We start from the raw sequence: 15,646 nt of genomic DNA, 5'->3' as shown, positions 1-15,646 counted from the left end.
GCTACTCCTCGATGGCGGCGTGCATCAGGTAGACGTTGTAGTCGCTCCAGGTCGTGATGTTGACGTACAGGTCGGAGCCGGTCGACCACGGGTGGAGGAAACCGCCGTACAGCTCGGGATAGTCGAGCACGGTGACCGTCGGCGCCGCAGCGGACCACATGCCCTGCGGTGAATCCGCTTCGCGCACAACGATGGCGGCGCGCGAGGTGTCGAGGTAACTCATCTGCCAGACGTCACGGGACGCGTCGTAGCGGACGGAGAGTTCGCCTGCGGGCGCGTCGACGATCGGTGTCGCACCGCCCGATCCGCCGACCGGCGTCCACTGCCCGTCCCGCCAGTACTGGTAGGCGGTGGTGTTGAGGATCTGGTCCTTCGCGACCCTGGCCAGGCCGACGGCGCCGAGCCGGGTGTTGGGCGTGCCGAACACGTACACGTGGTCGCCGTGCGGAACCATCGCGCTCACTTGGAAATTCGCCAGCCCGAAGATGTTGTCCCAGCGTGCGTGCGGGTCTTTGGTCCAGGTCTGGCCGTGATCGTCGGAGTAGGCGATGCCGCCGTAGTTGGTGTAGAAGGTGCCGGGCAGGCTGTGCCAGGTGCGAATCGACATGTAGCTCAGGTACTGCCGGTCGCCGAGCGCGAAGCCGGAGGTCGGGATGGTGGTGATCTCGACGTTGTCGAGCTTGCGGCTGGACAGCACCTCGGCGGCGTGGCAGCGGTCGTCGGTGACCATCCGGTCGTAGACCATGCCGTCGGAGAGTTCGCGATCGGTGCTGAAGGCGAGCACGTTGCTGCGCCAGTCGCCGCCCATGCCGCCGGGCGGATGGAAGCCTCGACCGACCGTGTCGCCGAACGCGACCGCGATCTCGCCCGGCGCGCTCTCCCACATGATGCCGAGATCGGTGCCGTCCACCTGCCAACGCTTGTCGGTGCGGTTCACCGAGTTGGCGCCGGTCTGCTTGGCGACCTCGCGCACGGCGGTGATGCGCGGCGCCGGACGCGCCGGCGACTGCGCCGCGGGTTCGACAGGCGGATCGACCCGCGGCGGTGGCGGCGGGACCGGACCTGGATCGGGTCCCGGACCCGGCACTCCGAAATGGAAAGGCTGGGGATTCAACAGGATTTCCGGAATGCCGAGCTGCGTGGCGAGGCCGGGCGGAGGCGGCGGGCCGTCGGTGAGATCGGGGCACGGGTTGACGCAGGGGTCTTCGGGCAGCGCCATGTCGGTGCGCACCGGCGCGGGATCGGGCTGGCGCGGCGGCAGCACGGTGATCACCGGATACGGGATCGGCACCTCGAGCGTCTTGGGGATCAGCGGCTCGTGCACGGGCCGTGGATCACTCGCGCACGGCCCACTGCCCGGCACACCCGCCGCGACCCCTGGCTCGGGCGCCGCCAGAGCGAGCGACCGATCGCCGTACATCAACGCGCCGGCGCCGAACACCACGGCACCCACCGCGGCCACCAGCCGCCTGGCCATACACAACCCCTCGACGTCTCTGCAAGATCGGATCGACCCTACCGGCCGACCCCCACAGACCAGGCGGTATTTTCCGAAACCCCCTGCATGGACAGGAGTGTCGGACGAGGGTTGACGGACTCCGTCCGGCGGCGCAGCTTGAATACGTGAGGAATTCCGTGATACGCCGATGCGCCGCCGCGACCTTCGGCGCCATGTCCATGCTGGCGATGGCCGCACCCGCCATCGCCGAATCGCCGCCGTTCTCGGTGGTCTCCGGTCCGAGGGACGCCGATCCAGGGCCGACGTATCGCCCGGGTCCCAAGGGCAACAACGTCCCGCCCCCGAAGGACGACGACGAGCGCCCGCGCCGGTACTACGCCAATTGCGATCAGGTGCGCGCCGAGGGCGCTTGGCCGCTGTACCGCGGCGAACCCGGCTACGCGTCGTACCTCGACTTCGACGGCGACGGCATCGCCTGCAACTGAGGTCTCCGCTCCGGACGTGCGTGGGGACGAACCCGGGTCCGGCCGCACCGCGATTCGGGGGCCGTCGAACGTCAGTCGATGCCCCTACTGCAACGCCTGGAACGTCAGAATGGTGGCGCCGATGCGGATGACGTCGCCGTCGGCGAGCAACGCGCCGCTCTCGATCGCCTCCTCGTTGATGTACACGCCGTTGGCCGAATGCAGGTCCTTGATCAAGAGTCCGGCCCGGCTCGGCATGATGTGCGCGTGGTAGCGGCTGGCCTTGGGGTCGTCGAGCACCAGATCGTTGTCGGTCATCCGGCCGATCCGCATGCCGCCCAACGCGATCGGCTGCACCCGCCCGTCCGGCATGCGCAATTGACCGCTGCGCACCGAGCGCGGGAGTTCGGTGACGGTCTCGGTCATCGCGGCGGCCAAGCGTTCGGTGCGCTTGAACTCCATGGTGTTCAACGGTTCCTGGCGCAGCACCCGCTGCTCCAGCTCGACCAGCGCGGGCCCGGGATCGATGCCGAGTTCGTCGGCCAGCACCGTGCGCACCCTGCGGCACGCGTCGAGCGCGTCGGCCTGACGTCCGGAGAGGTAGAGCGCGGTGATCAACTGACCCCACAGCGGTTCCCGCAACGGATGCTCGTTGGTGATCGAGACCAGCTCGCTGATCACCGAAGACGCTCGCCCGCAGGCGATCTCGGCGTCGATACGGGCCGAGACGGCGAGCAGCCGCTCCTCGTCCATCGCGGTGGCGAAGCCGTCGGCGAATTGGAGACCGGCCAGGTCGGACAGCGCCCGGCCGCTCCACTCGCGCAGCGCGTTACCGAACAACTGCGATGCGGCCGAATGATCGCCGACGCCCGCGGCTTTAGCCGCGGCGTCCCTCGTCGCCTCGAAACGGCCGATGTCGCAAGCCTCTTCGGGGATCTCCAGGCGGTAGCCCGAGGACTCGGTGCGCAACACCTGCGCCGGGTCGACACCCGAATTCCGCAGCGCCTTGCGGATATTCGAGACGAACACCTGCAGACTCGCCGCGTAGGAATCCGGCGGATCCTCGTTCCACACCATGTCGGCCAGTGCGGCCGAGGCGACCGCGCGCCGCCGATTGACGGTCAACGCGGCAAGCAACGCTCGCGGCTTGGGCCCGCCGACCGCCACCGGCTCACCACCGACGAGCAGCCGGACGGGCCCGAGCACACGCACATCAAGACTCATGAGCTCGGGCCCCCGAAGAGAAAAGGGGTCAGGCGCTGATCGACCGCCCCGCAGACTTCAGATCATTGCACGCCTCGAGCACGCGCGCCGCCATCGAGGTCTCGGCCTTCTTCAGGTAGCTGCGCGGATCGTAGGTCTTCTTGTTGCCGACCTCGCCGTCGATCTTCAGCACACCGTCGTAGTTGGTGAACATGTGCGCGGCGACCGGACGGGTGAACGCGTACTGGGTGTCGGTGTCGACGTTCATCTTCACCACGCCGTAGCGCAGCGAGTCCTCGATCTCCGACTTCAGCGAACCCGAGCCGCCGTGGAAGACGAAGTCGAACGGCTGCGCGTCCGAGCCGAGGCCCAGCTTGGCGGCCGCGACGCGCTGGCCCTCGGCGAGCACCTCGGGCTTGAGCACCACGTTGCCCGGCTTGTACACGCCGTGCACGTTGCCGAAGGTGGCCGCGAGCAGGTACTTGCCGTTCTCACCCGAACCGAGGGCGTCGATGGTCTTCTCGAAGTCCTCCGGCGAGGTGTAGAGCTTCTCGTTGATCTCGGCCTCGACGCCGTCCTCTTCACCGCCGACGACGCCGATCTCGACCTCGAGGATGATGTTGGCCGCCGCGGTCGCCTTGAGCAGCTCCTTGGCGATCTCCAGGTTCTCGTCGATCGGGATCGCGGAGCCGTCCCACATGTGCGACTGGAACAGCGGGAGGCCGCCCGCGTTGACCCGCTCCTGGGAGATGGCGATCAGCGGACGGACGAAGCTGTCCAGCTTGTCCTTGGGGCAGTGGTCGGTGTGCAGCGCGATCGTCACGTCGTACTTCGCGGCGACCACGTGCGCGAACTCGGCCAGCGCGACGGCGCCGGTCACCATGTCCTTGACGCCGAGGCCAGAGCCGAACTCCGAACCGCCGGTGGAGAACTGGATGATGCCATCGCTGCCCGCGTCGGCGAAGCCCTTGATGGCCGCGTTGATGGTCTCCGACGACGTGCAGTTGATGGCCGGGAAGGCAAAGGAGTGCGCTTTGGCCCGACCGAGCATCTCGGCGTAGACCTCCGGAGTCGCGATGGGCACTGTGAAGACCTCCGTGTTCGTGCGGCAAAGGACAATTGTGTCAGGCCACACCATAAGGCAGGGGAGTTTCTACGCCTTCCGCTGGTCGGCGGGCACTGCGCGCAGCACCGATCAGCGGGCCCCGGCCGCAGCACCGATCAGCTGGCACTGGCCGCAGCAGCGACGTCCGCGCACCACGGGCCCGCACGGAGCGAGTCTTACGAGCGACCGTTCGTGGCCAGCGCGCCAACAAACAGAGTTAATCGGGGGTAATTTCTCGCTGGACGGTGGTTTCTCAGCCCGACCCGGTACTGTGGGCCGGGTAATTGCGCTGGCAGCTTCCGACGCGGTGGCAAGCAATCCATGGCCAGCCGCACCCCGGGACAGGAGGCCGCGTGATTCTGCAGGCAGCGACCGAATCGGTGTCGACCAACCTCGCACTGACCCAGTTGCTGGATCCGGTGTACCTGCTCACGGAGTCGTGGCTGAAGAACGCGGTGCTGCCCGCGATCCTCGCGATCGTCTTCATCGAGACCGGTCTGCTGTTCCCGCTTCTTCCCGGCGACTCACTGCTGTTCACCGGCGGCCTGCTGGCCGCGCAGGACAACCCGCCGGTTTCCATCTGGGTGCTGGTGCCCGCCGTCACGCTCGTCGCCTTCGCGGGCGATCAGTGCGGTTATTGGATCGGCCGCGCCATCGGACCGGCGATCTTCCGTAAGGAAGACACCCGATTCTTCAAGAAGTCCTACGTGACGGAGACGCACGAGTTCTTCGAGAAACACGGTCCGAAGACCATCATCCTGGCCAGGTTCGTGCCGATCGTGCGTACCTTCATGCCGGTGCTGGCGGGCGTGTCCAAGATGGATTACCGCAAGTACGTCGCGTTCGACATCGTCGGCGCCATCCTGTGGGGCGGCGGCGTGACGATCCTCGGCTACTTCCTCGGTGGCGTCGGCTTCATCCGCGACCACGTCGAGGCGATCTTCCTGCTCATCGTGTTCGTCTCGATCCTGCCCGGAATCATGGCGGTGGCGAAGAAGGTGCTCAACCGCGGCGCCGAGCAGCCCGAGGTCGTCGAGCCCGAGCTGACCGCTTCGACGAACGAGACCACCCGCTGAGGCCGGTGTCCAGCGCGTCGTCGCCCCTCGCGGTGGGCAGTTTCGATCCGCTGATCTCGGCGGGCCCCGCGCTCGTCTGGACGGTGGTGCTTACTTTCGTCTTCCTGGAATGCGCCCTGATCGTCGGGCTGTTCCTGCCCGGTGACTCGATGCTGATCACGGCGGGCATCGTGATGGCCTCGCACGCCACCGGCGAAGCGCAGGTGTGGGCGCTCTCGGTGGGCGCCATGATCGCCGCGATCACCGGCAATCAGGTCGGGTACGTCATCGGGCAACGCACCGGCCACCGCTTGGTGGCGCGCAAGGACGGCCGATACATCAACACCCGAAACTTGCAGCGGGTGTCCGAGTTGCTCCAGCGGCACGGGTTCCTCGCGGTGTTGGTGGCCCGCTGGATCCCGTGGGTGCGGACGCTGTGCCCGATGGTCGCGGGCGCCGCGCAGATGGATCACCGCAAGTACACGATCGCCAGCACCATCGGGGCCATCATCTGGGCGCCGGTGCTGCTGCTCATCGGCTTCTACGCGGGCAACTTCCTGGAGCGCGTGCCGTGGCTGATGCCCGCCGTGATCTGCACGCTGGTGCTCGGTCTCGTCATCGGCACCATCCTCGGCATCCGGCACTACCGCATGGAGATGGCGAAGCCCGCGGAGGAGTTCGACGTGGATGTGGACGCGCCGACCGTGGTGCTGCCGAGGGTCGAGTACTGAGGCGGATGCCGGATCGCGGGTCCGATGCTTCGGCGCGGACGTTGGGGCTCGCGGCCGAGGTTCAGAGTCCAGCCGCGGTGACCTGGTAGGCCGCCTCCATCAACATCCATCCGGACAGCTGCACCGACAGGTCGCGTTCGGGAACCTTCGACGAGGTCACCGAGCCGCCCGAGGTGAAGTAACCCGCCCCGGTCGTGCCGCCGGGCAGCTGAGCGGGTCTGCTCCAATCGGCCCCGAACAGCGGCTCGCCCTCGACCTCCAGGCGATTCGCCCAGGCCGCCGTTGCCGACGCCCGGACGATCGCGGCCGCCGCCCGCCGATCCGCGACCTGCTGGCGATCGTCGCCGGGCAGCATGACCGCGACGTACGCGAGGTAGCGGGCGAGGATGCCGTTGAACAGTCCGCCGTCGCCACCACCGCCGCCCCTGATGACGCCGCCCGCGGTCATGTGTTCCTCCACCGCGACCAGCAGCCGGTGCACCCGGTCCAGGTGACGTTCCTCGCCGGTGTGCATCGCCAGCTCGGCCTCGACACCGAGCACGACGCCCTGGCAGTAGGTGAACGTCGGGCGTTCGATCACCCCGGACGGCAGGTGGATGCCGTCGAGAATCAGGCCGGTACCCGGATCACGCAGGGTCGCGTCCAGCCAGTCCGCCATCTCCTGCGCGCGGGTGTGCCTGCCGAGGCGGCTGAGCGCGATCGCCGCGGGACCGTTGGCGGGCGCGTTGTAGTAGTCCGAACGGACGCGCCACGGGATGCCGCCGCCCACCTCCGGATTCCACGCCTCGTACAGCTTCTTCTCCAGCGCGACCAGCGCGCCGCGCGCCTCGGTGATGCCCTGTGTTCGCTCCGCCCGCTCCAACGCGATGGCGAGCCAGGCCATGTCGTCGTAGTAGTTGTTGGTCCACCCGGTGATGTTGCGGATGCGATGGGAGCGCACGAGTTCGCCGATTCGCCTGCGCCGCACCGGCATCGGCGACCGGTTCGCCGCGTCCACCGCGCAGTCGATCAAATGCGCCTGCCACCAGTAGTGCCAGGACACGAAAGCACGCTCACGCTTGGTGGCGGGCCAGCCGACGACGCCGAGTTCCGTTCCGGGACAAGCCCATAACGCTCGCAGATGCCGAGAGACGATCGCGGACTCCGCCATATCCGCCCGCTCCGACCAGAGCGCGGGCGTCGGTGCAGCATCCTGCCCAGTCCGTGGGCTCCGCGAGGTCATACCTCAATGGTGCCAGTTGGAAGCCGTTTCTCGCCGCCGAATTGTTACCCAGCCGACGCCTGATCGTGCACCGCGGAACCGTTCACCACGCGGTCGCGAGATCGGCGTGCTCGCGAATCCACGCGTGCATGGCGATGCCCGCGGCCACGCCCGCGTTGATGCTTCGGGTGGAACCGAATTGGGCGATCGAGACCGTCATCGCCGCCGCGTCTTTCGCGTGCGCGGTGACGCCGGGCCCTTCCTGGCCGAACAGCAGCAGACAGTTCCTCGGCAGCCGCGCGGTCTCCAGCGGCACCGAGCCGGGGACGTTGTCCACCGCGACCACGGTCAGGCCGGCGCGCTCGGCGAAGGCGAGCAGCTCGGCGATGTCGGTGTGGTGCTCGATGCGCTGGTAGCGGTCGGTGACCATCGCACCGCGACGATTCCACCGGCGCCTGCCGACGATGTGCACCGCGGCCGCGGCGAACGCGTTGGCGGTGCGGACCACCGTGCCGATGTTCGCGTCGTGCCCGAAGTTCTCGATCGCGACGTGGAAGGGGTGCCTGCGCGCGTCGATGTCGGCGACGATCGCGTCGCGCGACCAGTAGCGGTAGGCGTCGACCACATTGCGGCGGTCGCCGTGCGCGAGGAGTTCCGGATCGAGTCGCGGGTCGTCGGGCGGCGGGGTGCCGTGCTCCTGCTCCCACGGCCCCACCCCGTGCGGATGCTCCCCCCACTCGGTAGGCCCTGGCACATGCTGATCCGACTCGCTCACCCCGACATGCTAGGTCGTAGCCCACCTACCCCCACCCACCCGACCGAACGTCACCTTCAGCAGGCCACACCCGGTCGCGACCACCTTCAATCCGCCCGAACCGGCAGCCGACCGAAAGCCACCTTCAGCAGCCCACTCCCGGTCACGGCCACCTTCGGCGGGACACCCCCGGTCGTGGTCACCGTTGGTCAGCCGAACCGGTTAGCCGACCAAACGTCACCTTCAGCAGGCCACACCCGGTCACGGCCACCTTCAATCCGACCGAACCGGTAGCCGATCGACGGTCACCTTCAGTACGCCACACCCGGTGTCACCTTCGCGCGGCCGGACTGTTGGCCGACCGGAGGTCACCTTCAGTGGGTCACGGCCGGTTGGGGTCACACTCGGTCGGTCAGTACGACGACGAGGAGTTCGCGGCGACGATCGAGATGATGATGACGGCGATGATGCCCACCAGGTAGGCGAGCATGATGAGGGTGCCGACGATGCCGCAGACGTAGCCCGCCTTGACGTTGCCGCGCCCGCCGAGCGCGCCGCCCGACGCGTCGATCTCGTCGAGCGCCCGCTTGCCCATCACCCAGGCGAACGGCGCGCACAGCTGGCACAGCACCAAGCCGAGAATGCCGAGGACCAGGATGGTGGTGGATTGCGGGTGGTCCGGCGGCGGACCGTACGGGTTACCGTAGGGCTGCTGCGGATAACCGTACGGCGGTGGGTAACTCATGCGGGTGATGCTAGTTCGACAACCCGCCGGGCGGACCCGATGGTGTAGCTGTCCACACCCTCGATTCGGCGGTCAGCTCCATCGAGAACGCCGCGGTCGGCGAGAAACATGGAGCTCATGACCGAGACGCAAGCCGAACCCACCCTCGTGCTCGACAAGCCGACCGCGCCGCCAGCCCCATCGGTGCTTTCGGCCGTCCTTCGCGCGCCGATCCAGGCCAGGACCTGGAAGGAGCTCGCCTACCTGATCACCGCGTTCGTGCTCGGGTGCGTCGCCGTCTGCTACCTGTTCTTCGGCTTCGGCGGCGGGCTCTACGCCTCGGTCTTCCTGATCGGCATCCCGCTGCTCGCGCTCGTGCTGCTCGGCGGCCGCGTCTGGGGACGGATCTACCGCGCGCTGTGCCACCACCTGCTCGGCACCCCGGTCGAGGCGCCGCCCGCGTTCACACCGCAGCGCGGGCTGTTCGGGTTCCTGAAGAGCGCGTTCACCGACCGGGCCAGCTGGCGGGCGGCACTCTTCCTGCTCGCGCAGTTCGTGCTCGGTGTGGTGATCGGCTATCTGACGCTGGTCACCGTGGCGGTGGTGGTGTTCACCGCGATCTCGCCGATTCCGTGGGCGCTGTTCGATCCGGTAAACATCGACGAGAACGGGGTCGAGCGCCATTCGCTGATGCAGTTCGGTTCGTTCTACGTCGACACCTGGCCGCGCGTGCTCGGGGTTTCCGCGGTGGGCATCATCGGCTGCTTCGCGCTGCCCTGGTTGGTGCGCGGCGTCTGCCACCTGCACCGGCTGCTCACCGTGTGGCTGCTCGCGGCCACCGTGCGGGATCGTCAGCTGGTCGAGCTGCGGGCCAGCAGGCGCGCCGCCGTCGAGGACGCGGCCGCCACCTTGCGCCGCGTCGAACGCGATCTGCACGACGGCACGCAAGCTCGGCTCGTCACCATCGCCATGGCGCTCGGCCGGGCCGAGGAACGCATCGCGGCGGGCGGCGACGCCACCGACCTGATCGCCGACGCGCACGCCAGCTCCAAGGAGGCGCTGACCGAACTGCGCGAGCTGGTCCGCGGCATCCATCCGCCCGCGCTCGAGCTCGGCCTCGCGCCCGCGCTGGAGACGCTCACCGCACGCAGCGCGGTGCCGGTGGAGCTGCGGGTGCACCTGCCGCAGCGGCCGAGTCCGGCCATCGAGGCGATCGCCTACTTCTCCGTCGCCGAGCTGCTCACCAACGTGGTCAAGCACGCGCACGCCGACCGCGCGTGGGTCTCGGTGCTGCCGGACAGCGTCCGCACCATCGCGGTCACCGTGCGGGACAACGGAATCGGCGGCGTGCTACCACCCGCCGAAGGCGAGCGGGCGGTGGGCAGCGGGCTCGCGGGTCTCGCGGCGCGTGCTCGCGCAGTGGACGGCACCCTCACCGTGCACAGCCCGACAGGCGGGCCGACCGTGGTGACCATCCTGCTGCCCAAGGGAGATCCGCAGTGAGCACGCCGTTGCGCATCGTCATCGCCGAGGACAGCGCCATCCTGCGCGATGGACTGGCGGGGCTGCTCGTCGAGCGCGGCCACGAGGTGGTCGCGATGGTCGGCGACGCGAGCACGCTGAGCGACGTTGTCGGCGAACACAATCCCGATGTAGCCGTGGTGGACGTGCGGATGCCGCCCACCTTCACCGACGAGGGACTGCTCGCCGCCATCGAACTGCGCAGGAAGTACCCGATGACGGGCGTGCTCGTGTTCTCGCAGTGGATCGAAACCCGTTATGCCACCGAGCTTCTCGCCGGTGGTGCGAGCGGCGTCGGCTATCTGCTCAAGGACAGGGTCGCCGACGTGCGCGACTTCGTCGACGCGCTGTACCGGGTCGCGACCGGCGGTACGGCGCTCGATCCCGAGGTGGTGAGTCAGCTGATGGGCGCGTCCCGCCAACAGGATTCGCTTGCCCGTCTCACCCCGCGCGAGCGCGAGGTGCTCGAGCTGATGGCACAGGGCTTGTCCAACAACGCGATCGCCGACGCGCTCACCGTCACCGAGCGTGCGGTCGAGAAGCACATCGGCAATATCTTCGCGAAACTCGATCTGCCGCCGTCGGATACGCATCACCGGCGGGTGCTGGCGGTGTTGCGGTTGAAGGGTTGAGACCCATCCCCGCGTCCATTCCAGGCCAGATCATCAGAGGCCAGACATCGCGCAGACCAGGTCAGGCACCTGCCTTGCGGAGTACGCCGACGAGCACTTTGCCAGCCGCGTCGGCTTGGCTTCGGGCTAGCGCGCAATCGTGCACGCCGCGGCGATTTCCTTCGTATCCCAGTAGAACGGGCGGATTTCGGTGATCCGGCCGTCTTCCACGCGGAGCATCTGCAAGATCGGGAAGCGCAGCTCGCGTCCGGTCGCTCGGGCCCGCGCCCGCACCTCGGTGTGTACGACGGCCGTCTCTCCCGTCGCCAAGAACTGCTGGTCGACCAGCTCGAACACCTCCCACACCGCCGCCATCGTCGCGAAGAACCGCTCCAGCCCCGCGTGGCCCCGCCAGATGCCGCCGTACGGCATGCCCTCGGCCTGGTAAAGGACCACGTCCTCGGCGAAGAACGAGGCGAGGGTGGTGAACGAGGCGCGGCCTGGGCCGCCTGCGGCGAAGTAGGCCGCCTCCGCGGCATACATTCCGGTGAGGACGTCTGTGGTCGTTGCGTGTGTGGTCGGTGCGCTCGGCATGGAGACAGCGTGACGCGGGAGGCCGGGTGGGCGCTGGCGGAGATCGGACAGAGCGTTGGGGGTGCGGTTGCTGACCGTGGGTACCGAGTTCCGGAGAAGATCCGGCCCGATATTCGCAAGGTACCGAGTCGGAGGTCGGTGGCCGCTTATGCTTGAAAATGCGAGGTCAGTCGGGGTGTAGGCCGACCGACCAAGCCGGACGAAGTCCCCCGGGCGCTGCCGGAGCGAAGGCGGAGGCACGTGCCGAAGGCGCCGCCGGGCTGAGTCCGTGCGAAACCGGAACGGACCAAGCGAAGGCGTGTCGCGCCCCGGCGGCACCGCCGAGCGAAGTCCGCTCACAGCCGCGGATGGAGCGAAGCGGAGGTACGCCCGCGAGGCGCCGCCGAACGAAGTCCGTCCAGAGTCGCGCACGGCCGGAACGGAGGTCGAGGTACGCATGGACCACGCACGGATTCTGCGGGCGATACTCGGCGTCACCGCCGTGTACCTGGTGGTGCTGTGCTTCTGGCTGGGTTGGCTCGTGCACCGCACGCCGCCCGGCACGGTCCCGTTCCAGGTCGTCGCCCTCGTCGGACTCTTCGGTTCCTGCGTCGGCATCGGCATGCTGCTCGCCGCGCGCCCCTCCCGCGCCGACCGCAAACTCTGGCGCCACGGCCTCGAAGGCTGGGCCACCATCGAAGGCGTGCACCCCCTCGAGCGCACCGACCACTACAGCGAACTCACCGAACTCGACCTCGAACTGACCGTCCCCGGTTCCGAGACCTACCACGGCTCAGTCGTTTTCGACGTCATGCCCGCCGACAAACCGAAACTCGCCCTCGGCGAGACGATTTCGATCCGAGTAGATCCCGCGAACCGAGACCGCATCATCCTGGTGCTGTAGAAGCCCACCCGACCCCTGCCGCGTCGAGCCGGGCGGTTCCATCGAAATCGGTGAGTCGACGTCGGGAGGGCAGGCGGTCAGCGGCGGGTGTGGGCGTGGGGGTCGGCGAGGAGGTATTGGGCCGCGGCGTAAGTCGCGAGGATGACGCCCTCGGTGGTGTGGCGGGAGCGGGGGGTGTGGGCGAAGAGGCGGCGGAGGACGATGAGGCCGTCGGAGAGGGTGAAGAGGAGGGCGCCGAGGCCGAGGCGGCTGCGTGGGTCGGCGTCCGGGATGTTCAGGCCCGCAACGTTTTTCGCGCCGGGGGCGAGACCGGGGTCGGAGGCGAGGACGGCGGCCGTTCCGAGGGTGACGCCGTAGGCGGTGAGCGGGGTGGCGACGGTGGGCGCCTTGGCGCGCAGCAGACCGGCGGCGCCGAGCCAGGCGGCCGCCCGGGGCAGGGCGACGGCGGCGGCGGGTCGAGCCCCGCGCCGCCACCACAGCGTCGAGTAACCGGCCTGCATGACAGCGAAGGAGGACGCGCCCGCGATGAGGCGGCGGTCGTCGTCGGGGTCGATGAGCAGGATGTCGCCGACGGTCGCCGCGCCGAGCGAGCCGAGCAGGATGGTGCGCTCGGTGGGGTCGATGTCGACGCCGCTGGTCGCCACGTCGGCGGCGAGCAGCGGCATCATCAGCGGCTTGGCGACCCACTGGAGCCGGTCGCGTCCGGTGAGCGCGCCGTAGACGGTCACGGCCGCGGCGGCGAGGAATCCGGCGCGAAACGGCCGCGCCGAGCCCGGGAACGACCCCTTCCGCGCCCGGGATCCAACAGAACTCATGTCAGAAGCTCGCCTCGGTCGGCGCGGGCGGCAACGTCACGACCTGGCCCGCGTAGCTGAGGCCGGCGCCGAAGCCGAGCAGCAGCGCCAGCTGGCCGCCCTTGGCCTTGCCCGTGACCAGCATTTCCTCCATGGCAAGCGGGATGGAGGCGGCGGAGGTGTTGCCGGTGTTCTCGATGTCGTTGGCCATCGGGATCTCGTCGGCCAGGCCGAGGTTCTTCTTCATCAGGTCGTTGATGCGGGCGTTGGCCTGGTGCGGGATGAAGACCTCGATGTCCTCCTTGGCAACGCCGGAGGCCTCCAGCGCGTCGGACAGCGCGCGCGGCAGGGTGACGGCGGCCCAGCGGAACACCCGCGGGCCCTCCATGCGCAGCGACATCCGGCCGATCGGCTCGACCTCGGGATCGGTGCCCTGCATGGCCTGGGCCTTGTTCATGAATTCCAGGAAGTCGACGTCCTGGGCGATCGCTTCGGCGTTCTCGCCGTCGCTGCCCCACACCGTCGGGGAGATGCCGTTCTCCTCGCTCGGGCCGACGACGACCGCGCCCGCGCCGTCGCCGAAGATCATGGCGGTGCCGCGGTCGGTCGGGTCGAGTCCGACGGTCATCGTCTCCGCGCCGATCACCAGCACGTAGTCGGCCGAGCCCGCGCGGATCAGGTCGGCGGCGACGCCGAGGCCGTAGCCGAAGCCGCCGCAGCCGGAGGTCAGGTCGAAGGCCGGGATGCCGTTGATGCCCAGGTCGGCGGCCACGGTGGGCGCGCCGTGCGGGGTGAGCTTCAGCCAGCTGGACGTGCACAGGATGAGCGCGCCGATCTTGGACCGGTCGATGCCGGTGTTGACCAGCGCGCGTTCGCCCGCGGCCGCCGCGATCGACCGCAGCGTCTCGTCACCGCTGATCCAGCGCCGGTTGCGGATACCCGTGCGCTCGTAGATCCACTGGTCGGTCGAATCGAGAACCTCGCACACCTCGTCATTGCTGACAATGCGCTGCGGTCGGTAAGCACCGATTCCGAGCATCGCAACATTTTCGCGACTCTTGTTTACTGCAATGCTCACCACAGGTGACTCACACGTCCTCTAACTGTCGGACAACCAAACCGTCGTCCAGGCTAACCCAGGGCAAGATCCTTCAGCCCGAGGATGGAGCGATACTCCAGCCCCTCGGCGGCGATCACCTGGTCGGCGCCCGTCTCCCGGTCGACGACGGTGGCGACGCCCACCACGGTCGCGCCCGCCTCGCGCAGCGCGCGCACCGCGGTGAGCGGGGAGTTTCCCGTGGTCGTGGTGTCCTCGACCACAAGCACCCGCTTGCCGACGATGTCGGGTCCCTCGATCTGGCGCTGCATGCCGTGGCTCTTGGCGGCCTTGCGCACGACGAACGCGTCGATGGGACGGCCGGGCGCGTGCAGCACCGCGAGCGCGACCGGGTCGGCGCCCATGGTGAGGCCGCCCACGGCGTCGAAATCCCAGTCCGCGACGAGCTCGCGTAGCAGTTTGCCGATCAGCGGTCCGGCGCGATGGTGCAGCGTCGCCCGCCGCAGGTCGACGTAGTAGTCGGCCTCCTTGCCGGAGGAAAGCGTCACCTTGCCGTGCACGACGGCGAGCTCGCGCACCAGCGCGGCCAGCTTCTCGCGGTCGGTCGCGGCTTCGCGGTCGGCGCCGAGCACGGAATCAGTGGTTGTCGCCTCGTCGATCATGTCTAAGTCCTTCCGCGTGAATTGAACAGGCCCCGATTCATTCGGACCTGCAGGGTTCGCGGGATGAGTCCGGCCACCGCGGTGATCGCTTTGTACTGCGCTCCGGGCACGCTGATCACCCGGTCCTTGTCCAGATCACTCAGCGAACCGGCGACGACCTGCTCGACGGAAAGCCACAACGGTTTCGGCAGCGAGGACATCTCGATACCGGCTCGCTCATGGAATTCGGTGTGGACGAATCCGGGGCACAACGCCTGGATCCGAACACCGGTTCCGGCGAGACCGCCCGCCAACCCTTCCGTGAAGGATACGACGTAGGACTTGGAGGCCGAGTAGGTCGATCCCCGACCCGGCACCAGACCCGCGACGCTGGCCACGTTGACGATCGAACCTTTCGCCGCGGCGATCATCGACGGCAGCGCCGCGTGGGTGAGCTGGAGCACGGAGGTGACGTTGACGTCCAGCTGCGCCTGCAACTGCTCGTAGGGCAGCGTCCAGAACTCACCGGAATGCGCGAAACCCGCGTTGTTGACCAGGAATTCGATGCCCTCGGCGGCGCGGGCGGCCACCTTCTCCCGATCGGCGGCCTGCGCGAGATCGGCGACGAACACCTCGGAGCGGGTGTCGAATTTGCGCTCTAGTTCGGCCGCTAGTTCCCGTAGCCGCTCCTCGTCCCTGGCGACCAACACCATGTCGTAGCCGAGCGAGGCGAGCCGCAGCGCGAAGCCGTGGCCGATGCCGGAGGTCGGTCCGGTGATCAGCGCTACGGGGCGGGTGGCGCCGGGCAGGCGCGCGGGAACAGAACTGTCGGTCATCGCGGTGTCGATC

General features: G+C 68.5%; 17 protein-coding genes. 6 read left to right on the top strand and 11 right to left on the bottom strand.

Translation table 11 applies throughout. The annotated features are described in order from the left end of the window. Position 1 precedes the first annotated feature (1 nt). Positions 2–1,477, bottom strand: a complete 1,476-nt coding sequence (locus CRP45_RS21935; RefSeq protein WP_097246596.1) for a DUF4185 domain-containing protein — start codon at positions 1,475–1,477, stop codon at positions 2–4. Positions 1,478–1,635: 158 nt separating this feature from the next. On the opposite strand from CRP45_RS21935, the gene CRP45_RS21930 reads away from it, so the two are divergent. Next, positions 1,636–1,944, top strand: coding sequence for an excalibur calcium-binding domain-containing protein (locus CRP45_RS21930; RefSeq protein ID WP_245910284.1), 309 nt, complete (start codon positions 1,636–1,638; stop codon positions 1,942–1,944). A gap of 84 nt (positions 1,945–2,028) precedes the next feature. Here CRP45_RS21930 and CRP45_RS21925 read toward each other — a convergent pair whose 3' ends face one another. Both CRP45_RS21925 and fbaA read right to left on the bottom strand, forming a co-directional pair. Beyond that, on the bottom strand, positions 2,029–3,147 hold the full coding sequence (locus CRP45_RS21925) for a BTAD domain-containing putative transcriptional regulator (RefSeq protein ID WP_067791737.1): 1,119 nt from the start codon (positions 3,145–3,147) through the stop codon (positions 2,029–2,031). 28 nt (positions 3,148–3,175) lie between these two features. After that, positions 3,176–4,210, bottom strand: coding sequence for a class II fructose-bisphosphate aldolase (gene fbaA / locus CRP45_RS21920; protein ID WP_067791738.1), 1,035 nt, complete (start codon positions 4,208–4,210; stop codon positions 3,176–3,178). A 374-nt stretch (positions 4,211–4,584) separates the two neighbouring features. Between fbaA and CRP45_RS21915 the strand changes: the two genes are divergently transcribed. Continuing rightward, a complete protein-coding gene (locus CRP45_RS21915) occupies positions 4,585–5,307 on the top strand; it encodes a DedA family protein (RefSeq protein WP_372508017.1) in 723 nt (240 codons plus the stop codon). Positions 5,308–5,312: 5 nt separating this feature from the next. Beyond that, positions 5,313–6,017, top strand: coding sequence for a DedA family protein (locus CRP45_RS21910; protein ID WP_097246595.1), 705 nt, complete (start codon positions 5,313–5,315; stop codon positions 6,015–6,017). Between the two features lie 61 nt (positions 6,018–6,078). Here the strand turns inward: CRP45_RS21910 and CRP45_RS21905 are convergent, their stop codons facing one another. The 3 genes from CRP45_RS21905 to CRP45_RS21895 form a co-directional block, all read right to left on the bottom strand. Further along, positions 6,079–7,167, bottom strand: a complete 1,089-nt coding sequence (locus CRP45_RS21905) for a glycoside hydrolase family 76 protein (RefSeq protein ID WP_097246594.1) — start codon at positions 7,165–7,167, stop codon at positions 6,079–6,081. 154 nt (positions 7,168–7,321) lie between these two features. Beyond that, positions 7,322–7,993, bottom strand: a complete 672-nt coding sequence (locus tag CRP45_RS21900) for a TrmH family RNA methyltransferase (RefSeq protein WP_067791742.1) — start codon at positions 7,991–7,993, stop codon at positions 7,322–7,324. A 391-nt stretch (positions 7,994–8,384) separates the two neighbouring features. Further along, positions 8,385–8,717, bottom strand: coding sequence for a hypothetical protein (locus CRP45_RS21895; RefSeq protein WP_097246593.1), 333 nt, complete (start codon positions 8,715–8,717; stop codon positions 8,385–8,387). 117 nt (positions 8,718–8,834) lie between these two features. Between CRP45_RS21895 and CRP45_RS21890 the strand changes: the two genes are divergently transcribed. Together CRP45_RS21890 and CRP45_RS21885 are read left to right on the top strand one after the other, a co-directional pair. Further along, complete coding sequence (locus CRP45_RS21890) at positions 8,835–10,199, top strand: sensor histidine kinase (protein WP_097246727.1); 1,365 nt, start codon at positions 8,835–8,837, stop codon at positions 10,197–10,199. After that, positions 10,196–10,849, top strand: coding sequence for a LuxR C-terminal-related transcriptional regulator (locus CRP45_RS21885; protein ID WP_218018483.1), 654 nt, complete (start codon positions 10,196–10,198; stop codon positions 10,847–10,849). The genes CRP45_RS21890 and CRP45_RS21885 overlap by 4 nt, the downstream gene beginning before the upstream one ends. A gap of 126 nt (positions 10,850–10,975) precedes the next feature. Here the strand turns inward: CRP45_RS21885 and CRP45_RS21880 are convergent, their stop codons facing one another. After that, positions 10,976–11,422, bottom strand: coding sequence for a nuclear transport factor 2 family protein (locus tag CRP45_RS21880; protein WP_097246592.1), 447 nt, complete (start codon positions 11,420–11,422; stop codon positions 10,976–10,978). Positions 11,423–11,858: 436 nt separating this feature from the next. On the opposite strand from CRP45_RS21880, the gene CRP45_RS21875 reads away from it, so the two are divergent. Beyond that, the gene (locus tag CRP45_RS21875) at positions 11,859–12,305 is read left to right on the top strand and encodes a hypothetical protein (RefSeq protein ID WP_067791815.1); all 447 of its coding nucleotides are present in this window, start codon (positions 11,859–11,861) and stop codon (positions 12,303–12,305) included. Between the two features lie 77 nt (positions 12,306–12,382). Here the strand turns inward: CRP45_RS21875 and CRP45_RS21870 are convergent, their stop codons facing one another. The 4 genes from CRP45_RS21870 to CRP45_RS21855 are packed head-to-tail and all read right to left on the bottom strand — an operon-like array spanning position 12,383 to position 15,633. Next, entirely contained in the window at positions 12,383–13,120 is a 738-nt protein-coding gene (locus CRP45_RS21870) for a lysoplasmalogenase (protein ID WP_097246591.1), read from the bottom strand. 1 nt (position 13,121) lies between these two features. Further along, positions 13,122–14,180: a beta-ketoacyl-ACP synthase 3 gene (locus CRP45_RS21865; RefSeq protein WP_097246590.1), complete on the bottom strand. Its 1,059-nt coding sequence runs from the start codon at positions 14,178–14,180 to the stop codon at positions 13,122–13,124. 50 nt (positions 14,181–14,230) lie between these two features. After that, positions 14,231–14,818 (bottom strand): orotate phosphoribosyltransferase, encoded by a 588-nt coding sequence (gene pyrE / locus CRP45_RS21860; RefSeq protein WP_067791751.1) that lies wholly within the window; start codon positions 14,816–14,818, stop codon positions 14,231–14,233. Positions 14,819–14,820: 2 nt separating this feature from the next. Continuing rightward, entirely contained in the window at positions 14,821–15,633 is an 813-nt protein-coding gene (locus CRP45_RS21855; RefSeq protein WP_097246589.1) for an SDR family NAD(P)-dependent oxidoreductase, read from the bottom strand. Between the last annotated feature and the right edge of the window lie 13 nt (positions 15,634–15,646).

Origin of the sequence: Nocardia amikacinitolerans, from assembly GCF_900215415.1 — a bacterium.
Taxonomy (GTDB): domain Bacteria; phylum Actinomycetota; class Actinomycetes; order Mycobacteriales; family Mycobacteriaceae; genus Nocardia; species Nocardia amikacinitolerans.
The sequence above is the reverse complement of the archived record's forward strand: the minus strand, read 5'-3'. Positions and strand labels throughout refer to the sequence as shown.